General features: G+C 72.1%; 22 protein-coding genes, 1 tRNA gene and 1 riboswitch. Of the genes, 14 read left to right on the forward strand and 9 right to left on the reverse strand.

What is annotated here, in order from left to right:
- Positions 1–32: 32 nt before the first annotated feature.
- From ACPFP2_RS23465 to ACPFP2_RS23475, 3 genes are all read right to left on the reverse strand, one after another.
- The gene (locus tag ACPFP2_RS23465; RefSeq protein WP_424091449.1) at positions 33–839 is read right to left on the reverse strand and encodes a WecB/TagA/CpsF family glycosyltransferase; all 807 of its coding nucleotides are present in this window, start codon (positions 837–839) and stop codon (positions 33–35) included.
- Positions 836–1,909: an NAD-dependent epimerase/dehydratase family protein gene (locus ACPFP2_RS23470; RefSeq protein ID WP_424091451.1), complete on the reverse strand. Its 1,074-nt coding sequence runs from the start codon at positions 1,907–1,909 to the stop codon at positions 836–838. The genes ACPFP2_RS23465 and ACPFP2_RS23470 overlap by 4 nt, the downstream gene beginning before the upstream one ends.
- A gap of 127 nt (positions 1,910–2,036) precedes the next feature.
- Positions 2,037–2,122: transfer RNA gene (locus ACPFP2_RS23475), tRNA-Leu, on the reverse strand.
- A gap of 225 nt (positions 2,123–2,347) precedes the next feature.
- Here ACPFP2_RS23475 and ACPFP2_RS23480 point away from each other — a divergent pair.
- From ACPFP2_RS23480 to pknB, 7 genes are all read left to right on the forward strand, one after another.
- A complete protein-coding gene (locus tag ACPFP2_RS23480; RefSeq protein ID WP_088976758.1) occupies positions 2,348–3,139 on the forward strand; it encodes an FhaA domain-containing protein in 792 nt (263 codons plus the stop codon).
- A 6-nt stretch (positions 3,140–3,145) separates the two neighbouring features.
- On the forward strand, positions 3,146–3,631 hold the full coding sequence (locus ACPFP2_RS23485) for an FHA domain-containing protein FhaB/FipA (protein ID WP_363870858.1): 486 nt from the start codon (positions 3,146–3,148) through the stop codon (positions 3,629–3,631).
- Entirely contained in the window at positions 3,628–5,055 is a 1,428-nt protein-coding gene (locus ACPFP2_RS23490; protein ID WP_424091453.1) for a protein phosphatase 2C domain-containing protein, read from the forward strand. The genes ACPFP2_RS23485 and ACPFP2_RS23490 overlap by 4 nt, the downstream gene beginning before the upstream one ends.
- 86 nt (positions 5,056–5,141) lie before the next feature.
- Positions 5,142–6,575 carry an FtsW/RodA/SpoVE family cell cycle protein gene (locus tag ACPFP2_RS23495; RefSeq protein ID WP_424091558.1) on the forward strand — a complete coding sequence of 478 codons (1,434 nt, stop codon included), beginning with the start codon at positions 5,142–5,144 and terminating at the stop codon, positions 6,573–6,575.
- The gene (locus ACPFP2_RS23500; RefSeq protein WP_424091455.1) at positions 6,572–8,077 is read left to right on the forward strand and encodes a peptidoglycan D,D-transpeptidase FtsI family protein; all 1,506 of its coding nucleotides are present in this window, start codon (positions 6,572–6,574) and stop codon (positions 8,075–8,077) included. The genes ACPFP2_RS23495 and ACPFP2_RS23500 overlap by 4 nt, the downstream gene beginning before the upstream one ends.
- A gap of 1 nt (position 8,078) precedes the next feature.
- The gene (locus tag ACPFP2_RS23505; protein WP_424091457.1) at positions 8,079–9,527 is read left to right on the forward strand and encodes a protein kinase domain-containing protein; all 1,449 of its coding nucleotides are present in this window, start codon (positions 8,079–8,081) and stop codon (positions 9,525–9,527) included.
- Complete coding sequence (gene pknB / locus ACPFP2_RS23510; RefSeq protein ID WP_424091459.1) at positions 9,524–11,335, forward strand: Stk1 family PASTA domain-containing Ser/Thr kinase; 1,812 nt, start codon at positions 9,524–9,526, stop codon at positions 11,333–11,335. The genes ACPFP2_RS23505 and pknB overlap by 4 nt, the downstream gene beginning before the upstream one ends.
- 65 nt (positions 11,336–11,400) lie before the next feature.
- Here the strand turns inward: pknB and ACPFP2_RS23515 are convergent, their stop codons facing one another.
- Genes ACPFP2_RS23515 through ACPFP2_RS23530 form a run of 4 tightly spaced genes read right to left on the reverse strand, consistent with a single transcriptional unit; the run spans position 11,401 to position 14,952 of the window.
- Positions 11,401–12,051 (reverse strand): aminodeoxychorismate/anthranilate synthase component II, encoded by a 651-nt coding sequence (locus ACPFP2_RS23515; RefSeq protein ID WP_424091460.1) that lies wholly within the window; start codon positions 12,049–12,051, stop codon positions 11,401–11,403.
- Between the two features lie 5 nt (positions 12,052–12,056).
- Positions 12,057–12,347, reverse strand: a complete 291-nt coding sequence (locus ACPFP2_RS23520; RefSeq protein WP_424091461.1) for a hypothetical protein — start codon at positions 12,345–12,347, stop codon at positions 12,057–12,059.
- Between the two features lie 2 nt (positions 12,348–12,349).
- Entirely contained in the window at positions 12,350–14,149 is a 1,800-nt protein-coding gene (locus ACPFP2_RS23525) for a class E sortase (protein WP_424091463.1), read from the reverse strand.
- On the reverse strand, positions 14,146–14,952 hold the full coding sequence (locus ACPFP2_RS23530) for a DUF881 domain-containing protein (protein WP_424091465.1): 807 nt from the start codon (positions 14,950–14,952) through the stop codon (positions 14,146–14,148). Before ACPFP2_RS23530 ends, ACPFP2_RS23525 begins: the two co-directional genes overlap by 4 nt.
- Before the next feature lie 229 nt (positions 14,953–15,181).
- On the opposite strand from ACPFP2_RS23530, the gene ACPFP2_RS23535 reads away from it, so the two are divergent.
- The 6 genes from ACPFP2_RS23535 (at position 15,182) to ACPFP2_RS23560 (ending at position 22,944) form a co-directional block, all read left to right on the forward strand.
- Entirely contained in the window at positions 15,182–15,445 is a 264-nt protein-coding gene (locus ACPFP2_RS23535) for a cell division protein CrgA (RefSeq protein ID WP_088976769.1), read from the forward strand.
- Between the two features lie 295 nt (positions 15,446–15,740).
- Positions 15,741–17,939 carry a heterodisulfide reductase-related iron-sulfur binding cluster gene (locus tag ACPFP2_RS23540; RefSeq protein WP_424091467.1) on the forward strand — a complete coding sequence of 733 codons (2,199 nt, stop codon included), beginning with the start codon at positions 15,741–15,743 and terminating at the stop codon, positions 17,937–17,939.
- A gap of 179 nt (positions 17,940–18,118) precedes the next feature.
- Positions 18,119–19,426 (forward strand): hemolysin family protein, encoded by a 1,308-nt coding sequence (locus ACPFP2_RS23545; RefSeq protein WP_424091560.1) that lies wholly within the window; start codon positions 18,119–18,121, stop codon positions 19,424–19,426.
- The gene (locus ACPFP2_RS23550; protein WP_424091469.1) at positions 19,419–20,423 is read left to right on the forward strand and encodes a hemolysin family protein; all 1,005 of its coding nucleotides are present in this window, start codon (positions 19,419–19,421) and stop codon (positions 20,421–20,423) included. The genes ACPFP2_RS23545 and ACPFP2_RS23550 overlap by 8 nt, the downstream gene beginning before the upstream one ends.
- Before the next feature lie 161 nt (positions 20,424–20,584).
- Positions 20,585–21,601 carry an NlpC/P60 family protein gene (locus ACPFP2_RS23555; RefSeq protein WP_424091470.1) on the forward strand — a complete coding sequence of 339 codons (1,017 nt, stop codon included), beginning with the start codon at positions 20,585–20,587 and terminating at the stop codon, positions 21,599–21,601.
- A gap of 153 nt (positions 21,602–21,754) precedes the next feature.
- Positions 21,755–21,891, forward strand: a riboswitch (cyclic di-AMP (ydaO/yuaA leader).
- A gap of 12 nt (positions 21,892–21,903) precedes the next feature.
- Positions 21,904–22,944, forward strand: a complete 1,041-nt coding sequence (locus ACPFP2_RS23560) for an NlpC/P60 family protein (RefSeq protein ID WP_424091472.1) — start codon at positions 21,904–21,906, stop codon at positions 22,942–22,944.
- A 37-nt stretch (positions 22,945–22,981) separates the two neighbouring features.
- On the opposite strand, the gene dcd is transcribed toward ACPFP2_RS23560, so the two are convergent.
- The gene (dcd, locus tag ACPFP2_RS23565; RefSeq protein WP_424091474.1) at positions 22,982–23,560 is read right to left on the reverse strand and encodes a dCTP deaminase; all 579 of its coding nucleotides are present in this window, start codon (positions 23,558–23,560) and stop codon (positions 22,982–22,984) included.
- A gap of 78 nt (positions 23,561–23,638) precedes the next feature.
- On the opposite strand from dcd, the gene ACPFP2_RS23570 reads away from it, so the two are divergent.
- Complete coding sequence (locus ACPFP2_RS23570) at positions 23,639–24,205, forward strand: pyridoxamine 5'-phosphate oxidase family protein (protein WP_424091476.1); 567 nt, start codon at positions 23,639–23,641, stop codon at positions 24,203–24,205.
- A 64-nt stretch (positions 24,206–24,269) separates the two neighbouring features.
- Here ACPFP2_RS23570 and ACPFP2_RS23575 read toward each other — a convergent pair whose 3' ends face one another.
- A complete protein-coding gene (locus ACPFP2_RS23575; protein WP_424091478.1) occupies positions 24,270–25,262 on the reverse strand; it encodes a zinc metalloprotease in 993 nt (330 codons plus the stop codon).
- Positions 25,263–25,433: the final 171 nt, after the last annotated feature.

A 25,433-nucleotide genomic window follows, 5' to 3' on the forward strand; every position in this document is an offset into this window, starting at 1 on the left:
GGTGTGGTGGGAAGGGCCTCGTGCGCGTCGGGTCAGACGGCGAAGGTCGGCGGGCGCTCGGTGGCCGGCGCCGGCGGCCGGGCCTTCCAGAGGCCGGTCTTCTGGCCGGTGAGCCGGGCCAGGTAGGCGGGGTTGAGGATGACGTACCGGCGCCAGAGCCGCTTCGGCTCCAGGCCGAGCCGCCAGAACCACTCCAGCCCGGCCCGCTGCATCCACGGCGGCGGCTGCCTGAGCAGGCCGGCGTGGTAGTCGAAGGCCGCGCCGACCGCCATCAGCGGCATGTCCAGCAGCGGCCGCATGGCGTACGCGAAGACCTCCTGGCGGGGGCAGCCGAGCCCGACCAGCACGAGCCGCGCGCCGCTGGCCCTGATCCGGTCGGCGATCTCGACGTCCTCGCCCGGCCGGACCTCACGGAACTTGGACGGCTCCACGCCGGCGATCTTGAGGGCGGGGAACATCCGCTCCAACGCCGGGATCAGCTTCGCCAGGGTCTCCTCGGTCGAGCCGTAGAGGTAGACCGGCAGCCCCTCGTCGGCGAAGCGGCGCAGCACGTGCAGGGTGAGCGTCGGGCCGTAGACCCGGTCCGACAGGCCGGCGTGGTGCAGCAGGTTGAGCGCCCAGCGGACCGGCTGCCCGTCCGGGGTGACCACGTCGAAGGAGTTGAGCCGGGCGTTGTGCGCCGGGTCGAGCACCCCGGTCATCACGCCGTGCACGGCCAGCGCGGTCAGCGCCAGCGGGCGCCGCTCCCGGGCCGCGGCCACCACCTGCTCGGTCGCCGAGGCGTAGTCGGTGGCGTCGACCAGGACGCCGAGGACGTTGCGCTTGCCCGTGGCGGTCATGCTCCCGGCACCCACTTGTCGACGTTGGCGTCGTGGATCTCCCGCATGATCATCGGTACGTCGTAGACCTGCTTCCAGTCCGGGTAGTCGGCCTGGAACGCCTCGTTCGAGCCGATCCACCACTTGTGGTCGCCGACCCGGTTCGCCTCGACGTACTCGGAGATCATCTCCTGGCCGCTGATCTGCTCGGCCAGGGTGATCGCCTCCCGCATGGAGGTGTTGGAGTGCCGGCCGCCGCCCAGGTTGTAGACCGCCGCCGAGCGCGGGTTGCGGAAGAACGCCTCGAAGGCCGAGACCACGTCCGAGCTGTGGATCGCGTCCCGGACCTGCTTGCCCTGCCAGCCGTAGATCTTGTACGTCCGGCGCTCCATGTTGGCGCGCATCACGTACCCGAGGAAGCCGTGCAGCTCGGTGGCGGAGTGCGCCGGGCCGGTCAGCGTGCCGCCCCGGAAGCAGGCGGTGCGCATGTCGAAGTAGCGGCCGTACTCCTGCACCATCACGTCCGCGGCGACCTTGGAGGCGCCGAAGATCGAGTGCAGGGACGAGTCGATCGACATGTCCTCCCGGATGCCCTGCTCGTACGGGTGGCCCGGCTCGATCTCCCAGCGGGTCTCCAGCTCCACGTAGGGGAGGCTGTTGGGCCGGTCGCCGTAGACCTTGTTGGTCGAGCAGTGGATCACCGGCGCCTCGATGCAGTGCTCCCGCACGTTCTGCAGGACGTTGAGGGTGCCGCCGGCGTTGACGTCGAAGTCGGTGAACGGGTCACGGACCGCCCAGTCGTGCGAGGGCTGCGCGGCGGTGTGGATCACCACGGCGATGTCCCGGCCGTACCGGGTGAAGAGCTTCGCCAGCGTGTCCCGGTCGCGGATGTCGATGCTGTGGTGCGAGTACGCCGACCCCAGCTCGTCGGTCAGCCGCCGGACGTTCCACGCGGTCGACGCCTCGGCGCCGAAGAACTCCTGCCGCATGTCGTTGTCGATGCCGACCACGTCCAGGCCGAGACCGGCGAAGTGCCGGACCGCCTCGGAGCCGATCAGACCGCCCGACCCGGTCACCAACGCGACACTCACACGCCACTCCTGGTCAATAGGAGGCTGGAAACCATCGGAGCATAGCGTGACGTCCGGCACGCCCCGATCCGTCCGGCCCGCTCCGGATACGAAGCGAGGGCTCCGCGATCGCGGAGCCCTCGTCGTCTGGTGGGGATGGGGGGAGTTGAACCCCCACGTCCTTTCGGACACACGGACCTGAACCGTGCGCGTCTGCCATTCCGCCACATCCCCGTGGCTTCGACCTCGAACACTCTAGCCTGTGTCGGCGGTCGCTGTCGCCAGCGGCCCGGGACGACCGAGGTGTCCTCCGTCATGCCCCGTTCGGCTACGCTCCGTTCAGCGGTCACCGTTCGCGGCGGACGAAACATTAGCACGCCCGGAGCGCCCCCGGAGAACGGGCCGCCACGAGGCCGCCGAGCGGCGCGCGAGCTGCATGCGCCCCGGCCGGATACCATCATGTCCTCGGGACCCGAGGAGGAGCCGGTGAGCGTGCTGCAACGCTTCGAGAAGCGTCTGGAAGGCCTGGTCGAGGGGGCCTTCGCCAAGGTCTTCAAAGGGGTGGTCCACCCCGTGGAGATCCTCAACGCCATGCAGCGGGAGGCCGAGGCGCACAAGGCCATCCTGGCCGGTGGCCGTACGTTGGTGCCCAACCGCTACGTGATCGATCTCTCGCCGTACGACCACAGTCGGCTGGCGCCGTACGCTGCCGCGCTGGCCCAGGAGCTGGCCCAGTCGCAGGCGGAGTTCATCGGCGAGCAGGCCTGGACGGTCTACGGCGACGTGATCGTCGAGATCGAGCGCGGCGAGGGGCTGGACACCGGCATGTTCCGGGTCACCGCCGAGGTCTACACCGGTGGCGAGGTCGCCCCGGTCTCCGCGCCCGGCGGCTACGACGCCGGCCCGCCGGCCTACCCGGCGTACGACCAGGGTGGCGGCTACGGCCCGCCGCCGGGGCACGGCGGTGGGCGCAACGTCCGGCTGGTCTCCGGCGACGGCCGCACCTACCCGCTCCAGATGGGCTCGACCGTGATCGGCCGCGGCGACCAGGCCAACCTGCGCCTGCCCGACGTCGGCATCTCCCGGCGACACGCCCGGCTGGACTTCGACGGCGGTCAGGTCGTGCTGACCGACCTCGGGTCGACCAACGGCACGATGGTCAACGGCCAACGCGTCTCCGCGGTCGCCCTCAACCCCGGCGACATGATCCAGCTCGGCACCACCACCCTGACCTTCCGCGTGGACGGCTGACCCGCCTTGCCGGAGCTCGTGATCACCGTCGCCCGGTTCGGGTTCCTCATCCTGCTGTGGATCTTCGTGTTCACGGTGGTCGGCGTGATCCGCCGTGACCTCTTCGCAGGAGCCCGGTCGGGCCGGCTGGTCGCCGCGCCACGCGGGGTCGGCGCCTCGACCCAGCAGCCGGGGAAGCCGGCGAAGGTGAAGCGGGGCAGGGCCGCGCACCAGCTGGTGGTCACCGCCGGCCAGCTCGCCGGCACCCGGATCACCCTCGGCGAAGCGCAGATCACCATCGGTCGGGCCGAGGACTCCACCCTCGTGATCACCGACGACTACGCCTCGGCGCGGCACGCCCGGCTCGTGCCACGCGACGGGCAGTGGTTCGTCGAGGACCTCGGTTCGACTAACGGCACGTACCTGGATCGCGCTAAGGTCACCGGACCGACCCCCGTCCCCCTCGGCGTGCCGATCCGTATCGGCCGCACTTCCCTCGAATTACGGCCATGACTCTGACCCTGCGCTATGCGGCCCACAGCGACCGCGGTCTGATCCGTGACGGAAACCAGGATTCCGTCTACGCCGGGCCGCGGCTCCTCGCCGTCGCCGACGGCATGGGCGGCATGGCCGCCGGTGACGTCGCCAGCAACATCGTCATCGGTGCCATGGCACCGCTCGACGAGGACGTCCCCGGGGACGCTCTCGTCGACGCGCTGCGCTCCGCCGTGGGCACCGCCAACCAGCAGCTCCGCGACACCGTGGACGCCAACCCGCAGCTGGAGGGGATGGGCACCACGCTCACCGCGACCCTCTTCTCGGGCAGCAAGCTCGGCATGGTCCACATCGGTGACTCACGGGCCTACCTCCTGCGCAGCGGCGAGTTCGCGCAGATCACCAAGGACGACACCTACGTCCAGATGCTCGTCGACGAGGGACGGATCAGCGCGGAGGAGGCGAGCAGCCACCCCCAGCGTTCGCTGCTCACCCGCGCCCTCGACGGCCGGGACATCGACCCGGAGTACAGCGTCCGGCAGGTGCTCCCCGGCGACCGGTACCTGATCTGCTCCGACGGCCTCTCCGGCGTGGTCAGCGCGGACACCATCGCCGACACCCTGCGCGAGTACACCGATCCGCAGCAGTGCGTCGAGCGCCTGGTGCAGCTCGCGCTCCGCGGCGGCGGGCCGGACAACATCACCGTGATCATCGCGGACGCGACCGACCAGGACATCGTCGAGGCCAGCCCGATCGTCGGCGGCGCCGCCTCCCGCGATCGCGGCATGGCCACCTCCGCCGACGTCTCCACCCCGGCGGCCCGGGCCTCGGCGCTCTCGGCCCCGCGCCCGGCGGCGCCCGAGGAGGACCCGGCCGCCAACCGGGACGACGAGCTGGAGCGGCCCCGTCGCCGGCCGCTGCGTACCGTGGCGATGCTGGTGGCGCTGCTGGTCATCCTCGGTGGTGGCCTCTTCGCCGGGTGGAGCTACACCCAGCGGCAGTACTACGTCGGGGCGACCGAACAGGGGCAGCTCGCGGTCTTCCGCGGGGTCCCCGGCCAGGTCGCCGGCCTCGACCTCTCCCAGGTGCACTCCACCAGCCCGGCCAAGCTCGACGACCTCACCCTCGCCGCGCAGGAGCAGGTCAAGCAGGGCATCCAGGCCAAGAGCGAGTCGGACGCGCTGCGTCGGCTGTCCGAGCTGACCAGCGACGACCCGACCAACCCCAACCTGAAGCCGATCTGCCCGCCGAGTCCGACAGTGGCGGCGGCCACCGCCTCCCCGGTCGCGCCGACCGGCAGCCCGACGGTGGCAGCCACCCCGGCGGGCACCCGCGCCCCGCTCGTCACCGCCGCCCCGGCGCCCACCACCACGCCCGACGCCTCGGCCTCCGACGCGGTCCCGCCGGTCGTGGACCCGGCGGGCTGCCGGTCGCCCGAGTGAACGCCGGCTGAGAGTCCGAGGACCGATCCGTGACCGCAGCCGCCGCACCGGCAGCCTCGCCCGCCACGACGGGCGAGCAGCCCGGCGTGCGCCTGGCGCGGTCCCGGCGTAACGCCGAACTCTCCCTGCTGCTGCTGGCGATGGTGCTGGTGGCGGCGTACGGGGCGATCGTCGAGGCGAACATGCTCGACACGGTCACCCGGGACTTCTGGATGCCGGCCGCCGTGCTGACTCTCGTCTTCGTCGGCATGCACCTGGTGATCCGCTGGCTGGCGCCCTTCGCCGACCCGGCGTTGCTGCCGGCGGTGGCGCTGCTCAACGGCCTCGGGGTGGGCTTCCTGCGCCGGCTCGACCTGGGCAAGGCCGCCCCGGCGGACCGGGAGACGCTGGCCATCTTCGCCGGCACCGGGGGCCGCCAGCTCGCCTGGACGCTCGCCTCGGTGGTGCTCGCCGCCGGGCTGCTCGCCCTGATGCGTGACCACCGCTCGGTCTCCCGGTACGCCTACACCCTGGGGCTGGCCGGCATCGTGCTGGTGATGATCCCGGCGGTGCTGCCCGGGCGGTTCTCCGAGATCAACGGCGCGAAGCTCTGGATCCGGGTCGGCGGCTTCAGCATCCAGCCCGGTGAGTTCGCCAAGCTGGCCCTGCTGGTCTTCTTCGCCTACTACCTGGTCCGCAAGCGCGAGGTGCTCTCGCTGGCCAGCCGCCGGATCCTCGGCATCGACTTCCCGCGCGGCCGTGACCTCGGCCCGGTGGTCGTGGTCTGGCTGATCAGCCTCCTGGTCCTGGTCTTCGAGAAGGACCTGGGCACCTCGCTGCTCTACTTCGGCATGTTCGTGGTGACGCTCTACATCGCCACCGAGCGGGTCAGTTGGCTGCTGATCGGTCTGGTGCTCTTCTTCGGCGGCGCGTACCTCGCGTACGTGCTCGGCGGGACGATCGGTGGGCCGTTCGCGAACTTCTACACCCGCGCGGAAATCTGGCTGGACCCGTTCGCCGAGCCGTACGACCGGGGTTACCAACTGGTGCAGGGGCTGCTCGGCCTCGGCAGCGGCGGCCTCTTCGGGACCGGGCCGGGCGCCGGTGAGCCGCTGGAGATCCCGGAGGTGCAGAACGACTTCATCTTCGCCGGCATCGGCGAGGAGATCGGCCTGTTCGGACTCACCGCCCTGCTCGTGGTCTACCTGCTCATCGTCGAGCGGGGGCTGCGGGCCGGGCTCGCTGTCCGCGACTCGTTCGGCAAGCTGCTCGCCGGTGGCCTGGCCTTCACCCTCGGGCTCCAGGTCTTCGTGATCATCGGCGGGATCAGCAAGCTCATCCCGCTGACCGGCCAGACCACCCCGTTCCTCTCCGCCGGTGGCTCGTCGCTGATGGCCAACTGGCTGCTCGTCGCGGTGCTGCTGCGGGTCTCCGACGCGGCCCGCCGGCCGGTCACGCAGGGCGGCGGCTCGGCGGCCCGGCCCGCCGGCAGCCCGCCCGAGCAGCTGCACGGTGCCCCCACGGAGGTGATCCGCCCGTGAACGCACCCCTGCGCCGCGTCGGCGTCGTCGTCATGGTCCTGTTCGGCCTGCTCTTCGCCAACCTGAACTGGATCCAGTTCCACAAGGCGGACGAATACCGCAACAGCGACTACAACGGCCGGGTCCAGGTGGCCGAGTACAAGCGCAAGCGCGGCAACATCGAGGCCGGCGGCACCGCCTTCGCCACCAGCAAGGAGACCAGCGGCAAGCTGACCTACCTGCGCACCTACCCCGGCGGGGCGAAGTACGCGCACGTGCTCGGCTACAAGCCGGTCAACCTCGCCGACACCGGCATCGAGCGGGTCGAGAACGACTTCCTGGCCGGCACCAGCGACGCGCTCTTCGCCAACCGGGTCAAGGACATGTTCACCGGTGACGAGTCGGGCGGCGGCAACGTGCTGCTCACCATCTCCAAGCGCGCCCAGGACACCGCGTACGAGCAGCTGCGCAACAACGACAACGGGGTGAAGAAGGGCGCGGCGATCGCCATCGACCCGCGTACCGGGGCGGTGCAGGCGCTCGTCTCGATGCCCAGCTTCGACCCGAACCCGCTGGCCAGCCACGACACGCCCAAGGCTCAGGCGGCGTACAACGAGCTGGAGCGGAGCCCGGACGGCCCGCTGAAGAACCGGGCGCTGTCGGAGGTCCTGCCGCCCGGCTCCACCTTCAAGATCGTGGTGGCGGCGGCGGCCCTGGAGAACGGGGTCGGCAAGGAGACCCAGATCCCCGCCGGTGCGAGCTGGACCCCGCCGACCTCCGGCACGCCGATCCGCAACGCGGCCCCGTCGATCTGCCCCGAGGCGCAGGTCACCCTGATGAACGCGGTCACCGAGTCGTGCAACACCGGCTTCGCCCAGCTCGGGGTGAAGCTCGGCGCGGACACGGTGAAGGAGAAGGCCCGCCAGTTCGGCTTCGAGCAGGACGACCTCACCGTCGGCCAGCTCGGCGAGGGCGGGCTGATCGTGGCCCCCAGCCGGACCGGCGCGATGGAGGCCCCGGGCGGCGCGACCGACCCGGCGGCACTGGCCCAGTCCTCGATCGGGCAGCGCGACGTCAAGATGACTCCGCTGCAGGGTGCGATGATCGCCGGGGCGGTCGCCAACGACGGCAAGCAGATGCGGCCGTATTTGGTCAAGCAGCTGCTCGGCCCGGACCGCACCACCAGCTACTACAACGCCGACCCGCGGGAGCTGCGCCGGCCGGTCGACGAGCGGGTGGCCGGCGACCTACGGGAGATGATGGTCAGCGTGGTGCGCAACGGCACCGGCCGTAACGCCCAGTTCAGCGGCTACACCGTCGGCGGCAAGACCGGCACCGCGCAGTCCGGCCCGGACACCCCCGACCACGGCTGGTTCATCGGCTTCGCCCTCGACAAGAACGGCAAGCCGGTCTCCGCCGTCTGCGTGGTGCTGGAGGAGGCGGGCAGCGGCGGCAGCGCCGAGGCGGCCCGGATCGGTGGCCGGATCATGCAGGCGGCCGCCGCCGACTCCGGGAGCCGCTGACATGCTCTCTCCCGGCGTCCAGCTCGGCAACCGCTACCGCCTCGACGAGCGGATCGCCAGCGGTGGCATGGGCGACGTCTGGCGCGGCACCGATCAGGTGCTCGGCCGTACGGTGGCGGTGAAGAGCCTGCTCCCGGCGCTGCTGGACGAGCCCGGCTTCGCCGAGCGGTTCCGCGGTGAGGCGCGGACCATGGCCACCATCAACCACCCCGGCGTGGTCGACGTCTACGACTTCGGCAGCGACCAGCACATCGCCTTCCTGGTGATGGAGTACGTCGAGGGCGACGCCCTCTCGTCGACCCTGAGCCGGGTCGGCCGGCTCACCCCGGCTCGGACCATGGCGCTCGTCGCGCAGGCCGCCGACGCGCTGCACGCCGCCCACGAGAAGGGCATCGTGCACCGGGACGTCAAGCCGGGCAACCTCCTCGTCCGGCCGAACGGGACGCTGGTGCTGACCGACTTCGGCATCGCCCGCTCCGACCTCGTCGGCCAGCTCACCGCCGCCGGCTCGGTGCTCGGCACCGCCTCGTACATCTCCCCGGAGCAGGCCAGCGGGGCGGTCGCCACGCCCGCCTCCGACGTGTACGCCCTGGGCGTGGTCGCGTACCAGTGCCTCGCCGGCCGCCGCCCGTTCGAGGGGGACAACCCCCTGGAGATCGCCATGAAGCACGTCCGGGAGACGCCCCGGCCGCTGCCCGGCGACATCCCGCCGCAGGTGAAGGTGATCGTCGAGCGGGCGCTGGCGAAGGACCCGAACCACCGCTGGCCGAGCGCCGCCGCGCTGGCCTCGGTCGCCCGGCAGACGAAGGCCGCGCTCTCCCAGCAGGCACGATCCGGTGGGCACGCCGGCCCGGTGTCGGCGGCGCCGGCCTCGCCCGCCGGCCCGGTCGCGCGGGCGCAGGTCTCCGCCGCGCCGGCCTCGCCGGCCGCCCCGATGGCCCGGGCCCAGGTCCCGGCCACGTCCCGGCAGCATCCGCCGCCCCAGCAGTCCCGCCCGCCGGCGGCCGGTCTGGCCCGCCCGCCGGTCACCGCACGTCAGCCGCAGCCGCCCGTGGTGGCGCAGCGGCCACCCGTCCCGGCCGTGCCGCAGGCCCGGCCGCCGATGGGTCCCCGGGGTGCCGCGCCGGTGCCGCCGGCCCCCACCCGCTCCGACCGTCCCGTCGGGTACGCCCGGCAGCCGGTCCCGACCTCCGTTCCGGCACGTCGTTCCAGGTCAGGCACGGTGACGGTCGCCATCCTGCTGGCCGTACTGGTTCTGGTCTGCTCCGGCGTGATTTCCTACAAGGCGCGGAACGGCGACTTCGGTGCGCCCGTTCCGCCGAACGTGACGGCCGGCGCGCTGAGCGCCGACGGACGCGACGATCCGGCCCGGACGTCGTACCGTCGGACGGAGTGGCTCCGACCGGGTGGCGGCGAGACGACGACGAGCGAAGGACGACGAACGCGATGACAGCCCAGGCCCGCCTGCTCGGTGGCAGGTACCAGGTCGGCGAGCTGCTCGGCTACGGCGGCATGGCGGAGGTGCACCGCGGACGTGACCTCCGGCTGGGCCGGGACGTCGCGATCAAGATGCTCCGCGCCGACCTGGCCCGGGACGCCACCTTCCAGATGCGGTTCCGCCGCGAGGCGCAGAACGCCGCATCGTTGAACCACCCGGCGATCGTGGCCGTCTACGACACGGGCGAGGAGACCGCGCCGACCGGCGAGACGCTCCCGTTCATCGTGATGGAGTTCGTGAACGGGCGGACGCTGAAGGAGGTCCTCGGCGTCGAGGGGCGGCTCCAGCCGCGCCGCGCGCTGGAGATCTGCGCCGACATGTGCGCGGCGTTGGAGTTCAGCCACCGGCACGGGATCATCCACCGGGACATCAAGCCCGGCAACGTGATGCTCACCCAGACCGGTCAGGTCAAGGTGATGGACTTCGGCATCGCCCGGGCGCTGGCCAGCGGCGCCACCACGATGACCCAGACCAGCGCGGTCATCGGCACCGCACAGTACCTCTCCCCGGAGCAGGCACGCGGTGAGGCCGTGGACGCCCGCTCCGACGTGTACGCCGGCGGCTGCGTGCTCTTCGAACTGATCTGCGGGCACCCGCCGTTCGTCGGCGACAGCCCGGTCAGCGTCGCCTACCAGCACGTCCGGGAGGCCCCGCCGACGCCGAGCGACATCAACCCGGACGCCACCCCGGCGATCGACGCGATCGTGCTCAAGGCGCTGTCCAAGAACCCGCTGAACCGTTACCAGAGCGCCGGCGAGATGCGCGCCGATCTGCTCCGTGCGGCCGCCGGTCGGCCGGTGCTGGCCACCCCGGTGATGCCGCAGGACGAGACGGCGCAGATGGGGCCGGCCGCGGCCGGGGCCGGGTACCCGACCCAGGTGGTCGGCGCGCCCGCCACCCGGCAGATTCCCGCCCGGGTCGGTGACCCGCAGCGGCGCAAGAGCTCGTCCTGGGTGATCGCCGCGTTCGCGGCGCTCGGTGTGCTCGCGGTGATCGCCCTGGTGGCGGCGCTGCTGTTGCAGCCGGACGACCCGGAGAAGGTCCAGGTCCCGAACCTCGCGGGCCAGGACCAGGCCGCCGCGTTCGCGGAGATCCAGAAGGCCGGCCTGGTGCCGGTGGCGGGCGACCAGGTCTTCGACAGCAACTGCAAGAAGGGCACCGTCGCCAAACAGAGCCCGGAGCCGGGCAGCACCCTCGAACAGAACCGGCAAGTGACCGTCAACATCTGTGGCGGCAAGCCGGAGGTGAAGATCCCCAGCGGGCTCAAGGGCAGTCGGGTGGAGAGCGCCGAGGCCCGGCTCGAGGATCTCAAGCTCGACCCCAAGATCGTGGAGAAGGACAGCGACGAGAGCGCCGGGATCGTCCTCGACGTGTCGCCCGCCGAGGGACAGGCGGTGCCGGAGGGCACCGAGGTGACGTTGACCGTCTCGAAGGGCAACGTCCGGGAGGTGCCGGACGTGGTCGGCCTCAGCCAGGAAGAAGCCACCCGGCAGCTCACCAACGCCGGCTTCAAGGTGAACGTCGACCTGGGTCGGGAGGTGCCTGCCGCTGAGGCCGGCAAGGTGATCAGCCAGGATCCGAAGGGGGACTCGAAGCGGACCCGGAACAGCACGGTCACCATCGTGGTGAGCGTCCCGGAGCCCTCCCAGGAGCCGAGCACGTCGCCGACCGCGACGCCCACCGCCACCCCGACGACGCCGGGCGGTGGCGGCGGCCTGCCGTTCCCCACCGAGCCCCCGGCCCGCCTCACCGAGGACTGAGCCGGCTCCGGCATCGACGAGAAGAGGCCCGGTCCGTCTGGACCGGGCCTCTGTCGTCGGGTGTGTCAGGCGTCGGCGAAGGCGGCCCGCCGCCGCGCGTCCACCTCGGCCGCCAGCTCCGGTGCCCGCTCCAGCGCCTCGGTGTGGCCGCAGGCGGCCAGCCAGTTCGCCAGCATCAGGTGGCCGCCCTCGGTGAGCACCGACTCCGGGTGGAACTGGACGCCCTCGATCGGCAGCGTCCGGTGCCGCATCGCCATCACCACGCCGGACGCGGTCCAGCCGGTGACCTCCAGCTCCTCCGGCAGCGTCTCGGGGAGCACGGCGAGCGAGTGGTAGCGGGTCGCGGTGAACGGGTCGGGCAGGCCGGCCAGCACCCCGACGTCGTGGTGGCGCACCTCGGAGGTCTTGCCGTGCAGCAGTTCGGGGGCGCGGGCCACGGTGGCGCCGAACGCCTCCCCGATGGCCTGGTGACCGAGGCAGACACCGAAGATGGGCAGCTCACCGGCGTACTGCCGGATCACGTCGAGGCAGATGCCGGCGCGGTCCGGACTGCCCGGTCCGGGCGAGAGCAGAACGCCCGCCGCGCCGAACCGGCCGACCTCGGCGACGTCGATCTCGTCGTTGCGGCGCACCTCGCAGTCGACGCCGAGCTGGCCGAGGTACTGCACGAGGTTGAACACGAACGAGTCGTAGTTGTCGATGACCAGGACACGCATGGGGCTCACTCGTCCGGAGAGGGGGGCGGGGTGTTGTTCTGTTCGGTGTCGTACGGCAGGTCGTGCTCGTCGCCGGCGGGCTCGTTCCCGGCCGGGCCGGGAGCGCCGCCGTCGTCACCGGGCACGCCCTGGTCGTTCTGGGTGACCTGTACGTCGTCGAAGGGGGTGACCAGGGGCTCCGCCCAGGGGAAGACCACGTACCAGAGCAGGGCGACCGCGGCGGCGGCGATCAGCACCGAGCCGGTGAGCTTGCCGGCCAGGCCGAAGGGCAGCTTGCGCCAGATCCAGGCGTACACCGTCAGCCTCCCAGCGCCCCGGGGCGGCCCTGGGACTTGGGCATGGTCTCCATTAGTTCGGCGTGGACGATCAGCCGCTGGTAGTTGTCGAACTTCGGGTTGCAGGTGGTGAGGGTGAGCAGCTTTTTGCCCTTCTCGCCGGCCTTGAGCGGGAGCGGCTGCGGCGACACCACCTCGACCTGGTCCGGCCGGACGATGTGGTTCTTGACGACCTTGTAGACGTACCAGGTGTCCTTGGTCTCGGCCACGATCTCGTCGCCGTCGTTCAGCTCGTCCAGCCGCCAGAAGGTGGCCCGGTTGCGGTGCCCGGCGATGGAGAAGTTGCCGACCTGGCCGGGCATGGCGCTCTTCGGGTAGTGGCCCGGGGCGTACCGGATGTCCTTCTGGCTGACGCCCTCCACCACGATCCAGTTCTTGTCGAGCTTGGGGATGTAGAGCCCGGCGATCGGCCTGCCCTGCACGGGCGGCTTCGCCTTGGCGGTCGGGCTGCTGCTCGGCCCGGCGCTGGGCGCGACGGTCGGGTCGCCGCTCGGCCCCCATTCCTGGGCGAGCTGGCTGCTCAGGTCGCCCTGGTGGGCGTCGACGATGGCCGACTTGCCCCAGATCTCGTACCCGGCGAAGAGGAGCACCACCAGGCCGAAGGTGATCAGGAGCTCGCCGCTGACCCGGACGCCGGTGCGCAGCCGGGAGGCGATGGAGGGTCGGGTCAGCTCGGAGTAGACGCTCTTGTAGCCCTCGCCGGTCTGCTCCGGGCGGAGCTGCACCACCCGCTCGCCCCGGCGGGGCTGCGGCGGCTCCGCGGCGGGGGCCTCGTCGGCCGCGCGGACGTGCTCGGGGACCGGGGGGACCGCGCCCATCAGCGCCGTCGAGTCCAGCGCCGGCCGGCCGGTGACCGCCGGGATGAGCGCGGTGGCCGCCGGGTCGGCGGGCCGCTCCGTCCCGGGCGTCCGTGCAGTCGCGGCAGCCGCCGGGCCGCCGTGGCGGGCGGTCGCGTCGGGCAGTCCCGGCCCGCGCGAACCGATCTCCGCCGACGGTACGCCGGGACGCGCCGGCCCGGCCGTGGCCGGGTATCCGCCGCCGGGCCGGCCACCGACCGGTGGGTGTCCGGCGGGGGTGGCGTCGGCCGGGGGCGGCCCGTGGTGGGTGGTGCCGGCCGGGGGCTGTCCGGTCGAACCGCCGTCGGGCGTCGACTGCCGGGTGGTGCGCCCGTCGGCGGGGGACTGTGTGGTGGCGGCCCCGTCGGGCGGGGCGGCGGGGTGCTCCGGCGCCCGGTGGGCGACGGTGGGGAGGAACGCGGTCGGCGCCTCCGTGGGAGTCGGTGGGCGTACCCCTGCCGGTGGCTGGGGCCCGGCGGCGCGGGCCGGACCGGACGGCACTCCGGCGGGCCGCTGCGGCTCGGCGGGCGGCGGTCGGTGGGCGACGGGCGGCGCGGCCGGTGGCGGGCCGACCCGGTGGGTGTCGCCGCTGCCGGGCCAGACGGGCGGGGCCGGCCGGGCCGGACCGGCGGCGGGCAGCGTCGGGGCGTCGATCGGTGGGCGGGCCGGCGGAGGGCCGTCGACGGGCGGGGGCGGGCCGGGACGGGCGGGCTCGACCGGCCGGGTCACCGGCCGGTTGGCGGGGCCGGCGGGCGGCCCGGTGTGCCCCGGGGGCCGGTTGGTCGACGAGCGCGGCGGCAGGACCGGGTCGGGCCACGGACCGGGACGCGCCGGCGCCTGCGGCGCGGAGCGGTCGACCTTGGGGATGAAGGCGGTCGGGTCGTCGCTCCGGTCGCGGTGGCGCGGGTCCCGTCCGTCGGAGGTCATCGCGGTACCGTCGCCGACCGCAGCGCGGTCGAGTCCTCGAAGGCGGGCACGCTGACGGTGGAGACCCGCTCGGAGTACCCGAGCTGGTAGTGCTCGACCGCCTGCTTGAACAACCGGACTCCCTCGGAACCGGCGAGGGCCTGCTGGAGGGCAGCGGGATCGCCGATTGCTACGATCTTGAACGGTGGGGAGTACACCCGGCCGTGCAGCAGCAGGGTGTTACCCACGCAGCGTACCGCGCTGGTGGTGAGCACGCGGACGTTCATGATTGACATGGCCTCCGCGCCGCCGGCCCAGAGCGCGTTCACGACCGCCTGGACGTCCCCCTGGTGGACGACCAGGTCGTCGTTGGTGGCACCTTTGGGCAACGTCCCGTCGCTGCGTCGGGCCGCGTCGTCCAGCTCGACGGTCACCCCGGGGCCGGTGAGGGCGGTGAAGCCGGCGGACAGCTCGCTGGCCTGGGCCCGGTCCCGCTCCGCGGAGATCGGGCCGTCGGTGTCGGCCAGCGCGGCGGTCTGGCTCTCGACCTCGGCGCGCAGCCGGGCGGCGCGCAGCTCGCTGACCTCGACGCGCTCACGGCGGTCCTCGATGAGCTGGGTCAGCTCGGGGCGCCGGTCCTCCCGCAGGGCGGTGCCGCCGGCGGTGGTGGCGGTGGTGGTGAAGAGCAGTCCGGCCGCGGCGGCGATCAGCGGCACACCGATCGACCAGCCGGGTCGACGCTGCCGTGGACGCCGTGGCAGGAGCGCCGCGACGGCGCGTCGCATGGCCTTCTGCCAGGACGCCGCGCCGGATGTGTACTCCACCGAGCGTTCCTTCCGCCTCGTCTGGTTCGCCCCGTCGCGGCGCGGGCCGGCGGGCCCGTACCGGGGCGGTTCCCCATTTTTCGGTCACTGCGCGCACCGGTCTGACCCCATTCGTGGATCAGACGGCCCGTCCGGACTACGCTAGCTGTCGACATTATTGGCCATGGACCGTCGCCCCCGCGCCCGGTTGTCAGGCCGGACGAGGTCGTCACCCCCTCTGGAGAGCGTCGTGCCCAAGTCTCAGGTCCGTAAGAAGAAGGTGTACACCCCGCCGACGGACGTGCGTCCGACGGCGACGGCGGCGACGCGCAAGCCTAGCCCGGTGTGGCTGCCCGTCACGGCGGTAACGCTGATCGTGGCCGGCATCGGCTGGCTGGTGGTCTACTACCTCTCCGAGCAGGAGTACCCGGTCGCCTCCTGGGGCTACTGGAACCTGGCGGTCGGCTTCGGCGCGATGGTCGCCTCGCTGATCGTGCTCTCCCGCTGGCGTTGAGCGGGCCGCCCCGGCGGTAGCGCGCGACACGATCCAGGTCACTGTCGCGCAGCCCTGCCCGGCGCTTCGGCGCCGGGCACCCTATGGTGTGCGCAGGGCGGCGTGGCCTGGTGCGAGAAGACTCACGTTACTGCTGGGTAACCTTGCGCGTAGGCTGCACTGCATGACCGAGCGGAGCGAGGTCATCGACCGGTCCGGTCGAGGGTGCGGCAACGGCGTAACGCCGGTCGCGCCCTGACCCGGCCCCCGGTCGCCGAGCCGCTCGACAGGCAGCAGACCCCGGGAGGCCAACTCGATGGGCAGCGTCCAGATCGTCACCACGATCCTCGCGGCCGCCATCACCGCCGTGGCGGTGTGGCTTGCGGCGCGCGCGGTCATGAAGATGGTGGCAGTCATCCGGCTGGGTCAACCGGCGCCCGAGCGGTTCAGCGACAAGGGCGCCCGCGCGACCAAGATGCTGGTGGAGACCGCCGGCCACACCCGCATGCTCAAGTGGGGCGTGGTGGGCGCCGCGCACTGGTTCGTGATGGTCGCGTTCGTCGTGCTGTCGCTGCTGGTGCTGGAGGCGTACTTCGAGGTCGTCAGCACCACCGGCGGACTGCCGGTGATCGGGCACTGGGTGGTCTTCGGCCTGGTCACCGAGATCATCGGGGTCCTGGGCGCGGTCGGCATCCTGGTGCTGATGGTGATCCGGCTGCGCAACCGGCCCACCCGCCCGAGCGGCAGGTCCCGGTTCACCGGCTCGACCATGTGGCAGGGCTACTTCGTCGAGTGGGTCGTCCTGCTCGTCCTGATCTTCGGCTTCCTGATCCGGGGCTTCAAGGTCGCCACCGACCACTTCGAGTACCCGCTCTGGGCCACCCCGGTCAGCCACGCGGTCGGCAGCGCCCTCCCCGACTGGGAGGCCGGCGTCAGCGTCGCCGCGCTCATCAAGATCGTCATCTCGATGACCTGGCTGATCGTCATCTCGCTGAACGTCACCATGGGTGTCGCCTGGCACCGCTTCCTGGCGTTCCCCAACATCTTCTTCAAGCGGGACCCGCAGAAGCCGGCCGGCTCCGGCCTCGGCGCGCTGCGCCCGATGACGAGCGACGGCAAGCCCCTCGACTTCGAGGAGGCCGATCCGGAGAAGGACCAGTTCGGCGTCGCCCAGGTCGAGCAGTTCACCTGGAAGGGCCTGCTGGACTTCAGCACCTGCACCGAGTGCGGCCGCTGCCAGTCGCAGTGCCCCGCCTGGAACACCGGCAAGCCGCTGTCGCCGAAGCTGCTCGTGCTCAGCCTCCGCGACCACGCGTACGCCAAGGCGCCGTACCTGCTGGCCGGGGGCGGCAAGGACCTGACCGGTGAGGAGAAGGCCACCGAGGCCCAACTCGCCCACATGGACGTGCTGGCCCTCGCCGAGGCCGACAAGCCGCTGATCGGCACCGCCGAGGAAGGCGGCGTCATCGACCCGGACGTGCTCTGGTCCTGCACCACCTGCGGCGCCTGCGTCGAGCAGTGCCCGGTCGACATCGAGCACGTCGACCACATCGTCGACATGCGTCGCTACCAGGTGCTGATCGAGTCGAGCTTCCCGTCCGAGGCCGGCGTCATGCTGCGCAACCTGGAGAACAAGGGCAACCCGTGGGGCGCCCCGCAGAACACCCGTGAGGACTGGACCAAGGGTCTGGACTTCGAGGTGCCGCGGGTCGGCGAGGTCGAGGACTTCGAGTACCTGTTCTGGGTCGGCTGCGCCGGCGCGTTCGAGGACCGGGCCAAGAAGACCACCCGGGCGGTCGCCACGCTGCTCAACGAGGCCGGCGTCTCCTTCGCCATCCTCGGCGAGGGCGAGACCTGCTCCGGCGACCCGGCCCGCCGGATCGGCAACGAGTTCGTCTTCCAGATGCTCGCCCAGCAGAACGTCGAGACCCTCAACGAGGCGTTCGAGGGCCGGGAGAAGGCCAAGCGCAAGATCGTGGCCACCTGCCCGCACTGCTTCAACACCCTGGGCAACGAGTACGGGCAGCTCGGCGGCGAGTTCGAGGTCGTCCACCACACCCAGCTCCTGGCCCACCTGGTCGCCACCGGCAAGCTGACCCCGGTGCAGCCGGTCGACGGCGGTGTGACGTACCACGACCCCTGCTACCTGGGCCGGCACAACCGGGTCTTCGCCGCTCCCCGTGAGGTGCTCGGTGACGCCATCAAGGGCGAGCTGACCGAGATGCCGCGCAACAGTGAGCGCTCCTTCTGCTGCGGCGCCGGCGGCGCCCGGATGTGGATGGAGGAGAAGATCGGCAAGCGGATCAACGTGGACCGGGTCGAGGAGGCCATGGCCACCGGGGCCAGGACGGTCGCCGTCGGCTGCCCGTTCTGCTCGACGATGCTCAACGACGGGGTCAACGGCAAGGGCGCGGGCGAGCAGGTCGAGGTCGTCGACGTGGCGAGCGTGCTGCTCCGCTCCGTCAAGCCGGACGCCGCGCCGGGCGCACAGGAGACCGAGCCGGTCGCCGGCTGAGGTCGTACCACCGGAGCCACGACGGCGGCGGCACCCACGAGGTGCCGCCGCCGTCGCCGTTCCGGGAGACGCCGTGGTGACGGTGACGGCCGTGGCGGCACGAGCACCGCGCGCTCTCGTGCCGGGGGCGGGCCCGTGGAACAATCACGCGCATCGACGGCCTGCTGGTTACCACGCTGCTGCCCCTGGTCGGCTTCGTCCTGCTGACCGCGGGCAACGCGTTCTTCGTCGCGGCCGAGTTCGCGCTCGTGACGGTCGACCGGTCGGAGATCGACCGGCGGGCCGCCGCCGGGGACGCCGCGGCCACCACGGTACGCCGGGCGCTGCGCGAGCTCTCCTTCCAGCTCTCCGGCGCGCAGCTCGGCATCACCCTCACCGCGCTGCTCACCGGCTACCTCGCCGAGCCGGCGCTGGCCCGGCTCTTCACCCCGCTGCTGCGCCCGGTGGGCGGCGCCGAGCGGTTCGGCCCGCTGCTCGCGCTGGCCCTGGCGACCCTGATCTCGATGCTCTTCGGCGAGCTGGTGCCGAAGAACCTGGCGCTGGCCCGGCCGATGCCCGCCGCGCTGGCCACCGCCGGACCGATGCGTGCCTTCTCCCGCACCTTCGGCTGGCTGATCGACGGGCTGAACAACTCGGCGAACCGGCTGGTCCGTGGCCTCGGCGTCGAACCGCAGGAGGAGCTGGCCAGCGCCCGTTCGCCGGAGGAGCTGGGGCTGCTGGCCGCGATCTCGGCCCGGGCGGGCGCGCTGCCGCCGGACACCGCGATGCTGCTGCGCCGCACCATCCGCTTCGGCGACAAGCGGGCCGCCGAGGCGATGACGCCGCGGGTCGACGTGGTCGCGCTGCGGGCCACCACCACCGTGGCCGAGCTGCTCGACCTCTCCCGCGCCACCGGCCGTACCCGGTTCCCCGTCTACGAGGAGACGCTGGACCTGGTCACCGGGGTCGCCGGCGTGCCGGACGCGCTCGGCGTGCCGTTGGCCCGCCGCGCCTTCACCACGGTCGCGGCGGTCGCCCGGGAGCCGGTGTACGTGCCGGAGAGCCTGGATCTCGACGGTGTCCTCGCCGCGTTGAAGGACGCCGGCGCCGACCTGGCCATCGTGGTCGACGAGTACGGCGGCACCGACGGCGTGGTGACCGTCGAGGATCTGGTCGAGGAGCTGGTCGGGGAGATCGCCGACGAGTTCGACCCGGCCGCCGTGGACGACGCCCACGCGGCGGAGCTGACCGTGCCCGGCGGTGAGCGTACGGTCCTGGTCGACGGGGTGCTCCGCTTCGACGAGCTGGTGGAGCAGACCGGCTTCCGGCTGCCCGAGGGCCCGTACGAGACGCTCGCCGGGTTCCTGATGGCGCGGCTGGGCCACATCCCGGTGCCCGGGGAGACGGTCGAGGAGTCCGGTTACGAGTTCACCGTGGTGGAGGTGGAGCGGCACCGGATCGAGCAGGTGCGGGTGCTGCGCCCCGAGGAGCCGGACGGCGATGACTGAACTGCTCGTCGCCGCGGCGCTGCTACTGGGCAACGCGTTCTTCGTGGGCACCGAGTTCGCGCTCATCGCGTCCCGCCGTACGGTGGTCGAACCGCTCGCCGCGACCTCCCGGCGGGCCCGCTGGGCGCTGTCGGCGATGAACCAGATCCCGCTGATGATCGCCGGGGCGCAGCTCGGCATCACGGTCTGCTCGCTGGGGCTGGGCGCGATCGCCGAGCCGGCCCTGGCCCACCTGCTGGAGCCGGCGTTCCACGCGGCCGGGCTGCCGGACGGGGTCGTCCACCCGGTCTCGTTCCTGATCGCCCTGGCCGTCGTGGTGTTCCTGCACACCGTGGTCGGCGAGATGGTGCCGAAGAACATCACCCTGGCCGGGCCGGAGCCGTCCGCGCTCTGGCTGGGGCCGGCCATGCTGGCCTTCTGCGTGGCCACCAAGCCGCTGCTGCTGGCGATGAAGTGGTCGGCGCGCCGGGTGCTGCGGCTCTGGGGGGTCGAGGCCACCGAGGCGGTGAAGACCGTGTTCACCGCCGAGGAACTGGCCGGGCTGGTGGCGCAGGCGCGTACCGAGGGGCTGCTGGACGCCGAGGAGCACGCCCGGATCACCGGGGCGCTGGCCCTGCACGACCGGACCGCCGCGGACGCCCTGCAACCCTGGTCGACGGTGACCACGGTGGCCGAGGACGTCTCGCCGGCCTCGCTGGAGGTGCTGGCCACCCGGACGGGCCGCTCGCGTTTCCCGGTGGTGCAGCGCGCCACCCGGCGGGTGCTCGGTTTCGTGCACGTCAAGGACGTCCTCGGGTACGCCGGCGCGTCCCGTCGTGCGCCCGTGCCCGCCGAGGTCTACCGGCCGCTGGCCGTGGTGCCGCCGGACCGTACGCTGGCCGACCTGCTGCTGGCGATGCGGCGCGAGCGACGGCACATGGTGCTGGTGAGCGACGGCCGCCGACCGCTCGGCGTGGTGACATTGGACGACGTATTGACAGCCATCGTTGGAAAATGAATCAACACCCTTTGTGTGCAACTGGTCGCCGAGCAGTGAAAAGAGGAAAGGCCACCTTGATATCGCTGCCCGGTTTCCTTAATGTTGCACCGGCCGCTGTGGGTCGTCTGCCTCCGTCTTCCCCTCTGCGAGGCGCCCGGCGGTCGGTTGCAAAGGAGTCGGTGCCGGTGGCAACCATGCCCCTTCATCGTCACGCCCAGGGCCAGCCGCCCGCTCGTCCGGCCGCCCTGCGCCGGGCCGCCCGCCGCCTGCTCACCCTCGTCGCCGCCGTGGTCGTCGGCACCGGGATGGTCGCCGTGCCGGCGTACGCCGCGCCCACGCCGGAGGAGATCGAGGCGGCCATCGACAAGCAGTGGGAGCAGCTCGAACCGACCATCGAGCAGTACAACAAGGTCCGGGCGCAGCTCAAGAAGGACCGTAAGAAGGCCGAGGAGCTGCAGAAGAAGATCGAGCCGCTCGCCCTGCAGACCGAGCTGGCCCTCAACCGGGTCGGCGACATGGCCTCCCGCTACTACATGACGGGCCCCTCGCAGGACATCGGGGCGCTGCTGGTCAGCGCCAAGCCGGACACCCTGACCGAGCAGCTGACCTACCTGGACCGGCTCGCCGCGCGGGAGCGCAAGGAACTCCAGGTCGTCATCGACGCCAAGCAGAAGCTCGACGACGAGAAGGGCAAGCTCGACGCGCTGATCGCCGCTGAGGTCAAGCAGGAGAAGGAGCTGGCCGCCAAGAAGACGCAGATCAACGCGGAGATCAAGCGGCTCCAGGCGTCGATGCCGAAGACCACGGTGAAGGTGGCCGGGTGCCCGACCATCAACGGCGTGGTGAGTTCCGCCGCGCAGACCGCGATCCGGGTGGCCTGCCAGCAGGTCGGTGACCCGTACGTCTGGGGCGCCGACGGACCCGACTCGTTCGACTGCTCCGGCCTGACCCAGTACGCCTACAAGGCCGCCGGCATCTCGCTGACCCACCACACCGGCGACCAGTGGAACGAGGGCAGGGCGATCCCGCGCTCCGAGGCGCGCCCCGGTGACCTGGTCTTCTTCTTCAGCGACCTGCACCACATGGGTCTCTACCTGGGCAACGACACCATGGTGCACGCCCCACGGACCGGTAAGCCGGTCCAGGTCAGCAGCATCAACACCATGCCGGTCGCCGGTTTCCGCCGGCCGTACTGACCCGCCGACCCCGCCGAACCCCCGGTCGTCGACCGGGGGTTCCGCGTATCCGCCCCCGGCGTGTCCGGTCACGGATGGTTGCGGTCCGGTCACGCGCGTCCCTACGCTGAGGAACCGTCGGCCGCCGACAGCTCCGTCCCACCAGGGCGGCGGCGGCCGGCACCGCCGAGTCGCCTCCGGGCGAGCCGGGGACCCAGGTACGCCGGGGTGAATCCGCAGCCACTGCGGTAGGGCGCTCCCTTCCCGCCCGAACCCGTCAGCTAACCCGGTAGGCGGTCGCGGAAGAAGGAGTACGGAGCCCGGTGGCACACCATGCCCCGCGGCCACCGGCACACCGGTCGACCCAGGTCGCCACGTGTGCCGCTGCGCCGCGCCCACGCTGGTCCCGCTTCACCACCGTCCTCGCCGCTCTCGCCGGCGCCGCCGTCGTCCTGACCGGTGGCGCCACAGCGGCCCACGCCGAGCCCACGGTCGCCGAGATCGAACGGCAGATCGACCGGGACTGGAACAGGCTCGAACCTCTCATCGAGCAGCACAACGCGGTCCGTCAGGACCTCGCCGCCAAGCGCCGCCGGGCCGACGCGCTGGGCCGGCGGATCGGCCCGCTGCAACTCCAGGTCGACCTGGCGATGAACCAGGTCTCCGGGCTCGCCGCCGAGGCGTACAAGGGGGAGACCATCTCCGTCGTCAACGCCCTGCTCGGCAGCCGGTCCCCCGGCGAGCTGGTCGGCCAGCTCGAACTGCTCGACCGGTTCGCCAGCCGGCAGCAGCGCGGGGTGCGGGCCGTCCAGGACCGGCGCGACGAACTCGCCGCGAAGAAGGCCCCGCTGGACGAGATGGTGGCGCAGCTCAGCCGGACCGAGGCGCAGCTCGCCGTCCGGAAGAAGCAGATCGACGCCGAGATTGACCGGCTGCAACGGCTGCGGCTCAAGCTGCACGACGCCGGTGGCGGTGGCCCGCTGCGGCCCGCGCCCTGCCCGGCGGCCTACCCGGGCGGCCCGGCCGGGGCGGCGGTGACGTTCGCCTGCGCCCAGATCGGCAAGCCGTACGTCTGGGGCGCGGAGGGCCCGAACGCGTTCGACTGCTCGGGGCTGATGCTCGCGGCCTGGGCGAAGGGTGGCGTACGGCTGCCGCACAACGCCCGCCAGCAGCGCCAGGTGACGGCCCGGATCGACCGGGCCGACCTGCGCCCCGGCGACCTGGTGTTCTACTACGCCGACCTGCACCACGTCGGCATGTACGTCGGCGGCGGCTGGGTGGTGCACGCCTCCCGGGCCGGGGTGCCGGTGAAGATGAAGCGGGTCGACGACGGGCCGGTCAACAGCTACGGCCGCCCGGGCTGACGCTGGTTGTCGGACCCGGCCGGTCGCCGGTCCGGCCCTAGCGGGTCGGCCAGGTGCGCCAGTGCTGCCAGGATCGGCTCGGGGTCGGCCCGCGCTGCCCCTGGTAGCGCGACCCGTAGACGGCCGACCCGTACGGGTGCTCGGCCGGGGACGACAGCCGGAAGATGCAGAGCTGGCCGATCTTCATGCCCGGCCAGAGGGTGATCGGCAGGTTCGCCACGTTCGACAGCTCCAGCGTCACGTGGCCGGAGAAGCCGGGGTCGATGAAGCCGGCGGTCGAGTGGGTGAGCAGGCCCAGCCGGCCGAGGCTGGACTTGCCCTCCAGCCGGCCCGCGAGCTGCTCGCCCAGCGAGATCACTTCGAGCGTGGACGCGAGCACGAACTCGCCCGGATGCAGCACGAACGGCTCGCCCTCCGGAACCTCGACCATCGAGGTCAGGTCGTCCTGCTGCACGGCCGGGTCGATGTGTGTGTACAGGTGGTTGTTGAAGACCCGGAAGAGCCTGTCGAGGCGGACGTCGATGCTGGACGGTTGCACCAGCGTGGGCTCGAACGGCTCCAGCGCGAGCGTGCCCGCCTTGATCTCGGAGACCAGGTCGCGGTCGGAGAGCAGCATCGGCACACCATATCGAGCGGGTCGGGTGACCTGCGTGTCGGACTACGTGTTCGTACACGTGTTCGATAGGATGTCCGTATGGCTTCCTGGTCCGAATTCGCCGCCGACGAGCCCCGACTCGCCGACGGGATCCGCCTTCTCCTGCAGCAGTACGGGCCGGGCTTCGGCTACCTGGCCACCGTCCGCGCCGACGGTGGCCCCCGGGTGCACCCGGTCTGCCCCGTGATCACCGACGAGGGGCTGTTCTGCTTCGTCGTCGACTCACCGAAACGGCGCGACCTCGAACGCGACGGGCGCTACGCGTTGCACTCCTTCCCGGCGGAGGAGAGCGACGACGAGGCGTACGTCGCCGGCCGGGCGCACCCGGTCGCCGACCCGGCCCAGGTGGCCCGGATCGCCCGCCTCGGCCGCGCCGCGCCGCAGGTGGACTGGCGGCTCTTCGAGTTCGGCGTGGACGTGGCGATGCTGACCCGCCGCGGCCCGGGTGGGCTCGTCCAGCCCGGCGACGGCGCGGGGCGGTCGGCCGTGCAGGTCTGGCTCGATCCCCGGGCGGCCCACCGCGGCTCCGACGCCGCAGGCGTACCCGATCAACGGCCGGCCCGGCGCGGACGGCACGGCTTCGACACCCGCCGCACCGCCGCCTGACCCGGAAACGGCCGGTGCCGGCCCCGCCGTGCGGCGGGGCCGGCACCGGGTGCCGAGGCGGTGGTCAGGCCGCGCGGTAGGCGTTCCACGCGGTCAGCATGCGGCTCGCCTGCCCAGCGGTGAACTGGTACATGCACGAGTCGTAGGTGTAGTCCATGAAGTTGGTGATCGGGTCCAGGCCGGTGGTGGTGCAGGTGTCCCGGCCGGTCGGGCACTGGTAGGCCGGCGAGGCCTCGGCCGGGGTGTCGGAGACGCTGTCACCCGAGCCGGAGCAGCCACCCTGGAAGGTGTGGTAGAGGTTCAGCCAGTGGCCGACCTCGTGAGTGCCGGTGTCGCCCTGGTTGTAGTTGGCGGCGGTGCCGCTGGGCAGCGACTCGCTCAGCACGACCACGCCGTCCATGCTGTCGAGCTTGCGCTTCGGGAAGGTCGCCCAGCCGAGCAGGCCGTCGCTCAGCTCACCGAGGTACATGTTGAGGGTGTTCTTGCCGCCCTCGCGGAGCTGGTTCTTCATCTGCCGCTCGGCACTGGAGCCCTGGACGATCGGGTACCAGGACGGGTTGGTGACCCGGTTGATCTTCTGGAGCTGGAAGCTGAAGGCGGTGGCCGCACCGCCGGTGGCGCCGCTGTAGGCCTGGTTGAGCACGTTGATCTGCGACGTGATCATCGAGTCCGGGATGTTGCCGCCGGCCCGGGTGCTGTTCTCCTGGATGACGTGCACGACGACCGGGATGCTCACGCTGGCCAGCGGGGCGGCGGCCTGGGCGCCGGCGCGGAAGCTCGCCCGCTCGCGCAGCGCCACGGCCAGGTCGGCCTCCCGTTCGCGGACCTGCTTCGCGGTCAGCTCGTTGGGCTCGTGGTCGGCGATCGCGCCCTTCTTGATCCGGGCGTCGGAGTGGACGTCGGCCGGCTCCTCACAGGAGGCGTCGGTGCCGGGGGCGGCGGAGAAGGCGGAAGCAGCGGGGACGACACCCACGGCGGCGGTGCTGAGCAGCAGCGCCAGGGTCGTCGACGCGACACCGGCGGCACGCCGGGTCAGCAGGTTGGGACGGAGTCCCATGGGCCCACCTCTTTCTCGCGGTACGACAGGGGGTGTGTCGCACCGTGGTCGAAAACGTGGGGGTGACGTTACAACCGATCGACAGATTTGAGAACGGCTGTATGTTACCGCTGGGCAACTTTTGGACTGTCGTCTATGCGTCGCGTGGCGAGATGATCACTGCGGGGCGGG

This window comes from Micromonospora citrea, from assembly GCF_049629545.1.
GTDB lineage: Bacteria > Actinomycetota > Actinomycetes > Mycobacteriales > Micromonosporaceae > Micromonospora > Micromonospora citrea_A.

Coding starts and splice junctions, on each gene's coding strand:
- dcd (WP_424091474.1), bottom strand. CDS start 23,560: ATGCTGCTCTCCGACCGCGACCTGGTCTCCGAGATCAAGGCGGGCACG.
- ACPFP2_RS23570 (WP_424091476.1), top strand. CDS start 23,639: ATGGCTTCCTGGTCCGAATTCGCCGCCGACGAGCCCCGACTCGCCGAC.
- ACPFP2_RS23525 (WP_424091463.1), bottom strand. CDS start 14,149: ATGACCTCCGACGGACGGGACCCGCGCCACCGCGACCGGAGCGACGAC.
- ACPFP2_RS23540 (WP_424091467.1), top strand. CDS start 15,741: ATGGGCAGCGTCCAGATCGTCACCACGATCCTCGCGGCCGCCATCACC.
- ACPFP2_RS23465 (WP_424091449.1), bottom strand. CDS start 839: ATGACCGCCACGGGCAAGCGCAACGTCCTCGGCGTCCTGGTCGACGCC.
- ACPFP2_RS23480 (WP_088976758.1), top strand. CDS start 2,348: ATGTCCTCGGGACCCGAGGAGGAGCCGGTGAGCGTGCTGCAACGCTTC.
- ACPFP2_RS23575 (WP_424091478.1), bottom strand. CDS start 25,262: ATGGGACTCCGTCCCAACCTGCTGACCCGGCGTGCCGCCGGTGTCGCG.
- ACPFP2_RS23550 (WP_424091469.1), top strand. CDS start 19,419: ATGACTGAACTGCTCGTCGCCGCGGCGCTGCTACTGGGCAACGCGTTC.
- ACPFP2_RS23490 (WP_424091453.1), top strand. CDS start 3,628: ATGACTCTGACCCTGCGCTATGCGGCCCACAGCGACCGCGGTCTGATC.
- ACPFP2_RS23505 (WP_424091457.1), top strand. CDS start 8,079: ATGCTCTCTCCCGGCGTCCAGCTCGGCAACCGCTACCGCCTCGACGAG.
- pknB (WP_424091459.1), top strand. CDS start 9,524: ATGACAGCCCAGGCCCGCCTGCTCGGTGGCAGGTACCAGGTCGGCGAG.
- ACPFP2_RS23515 (WP_424091460.1), bottom strand. CDS start 12,051: ATGCGTGTCCTGGTCATCGACAACTACGACTCGTTCGTGTTCAACCTC.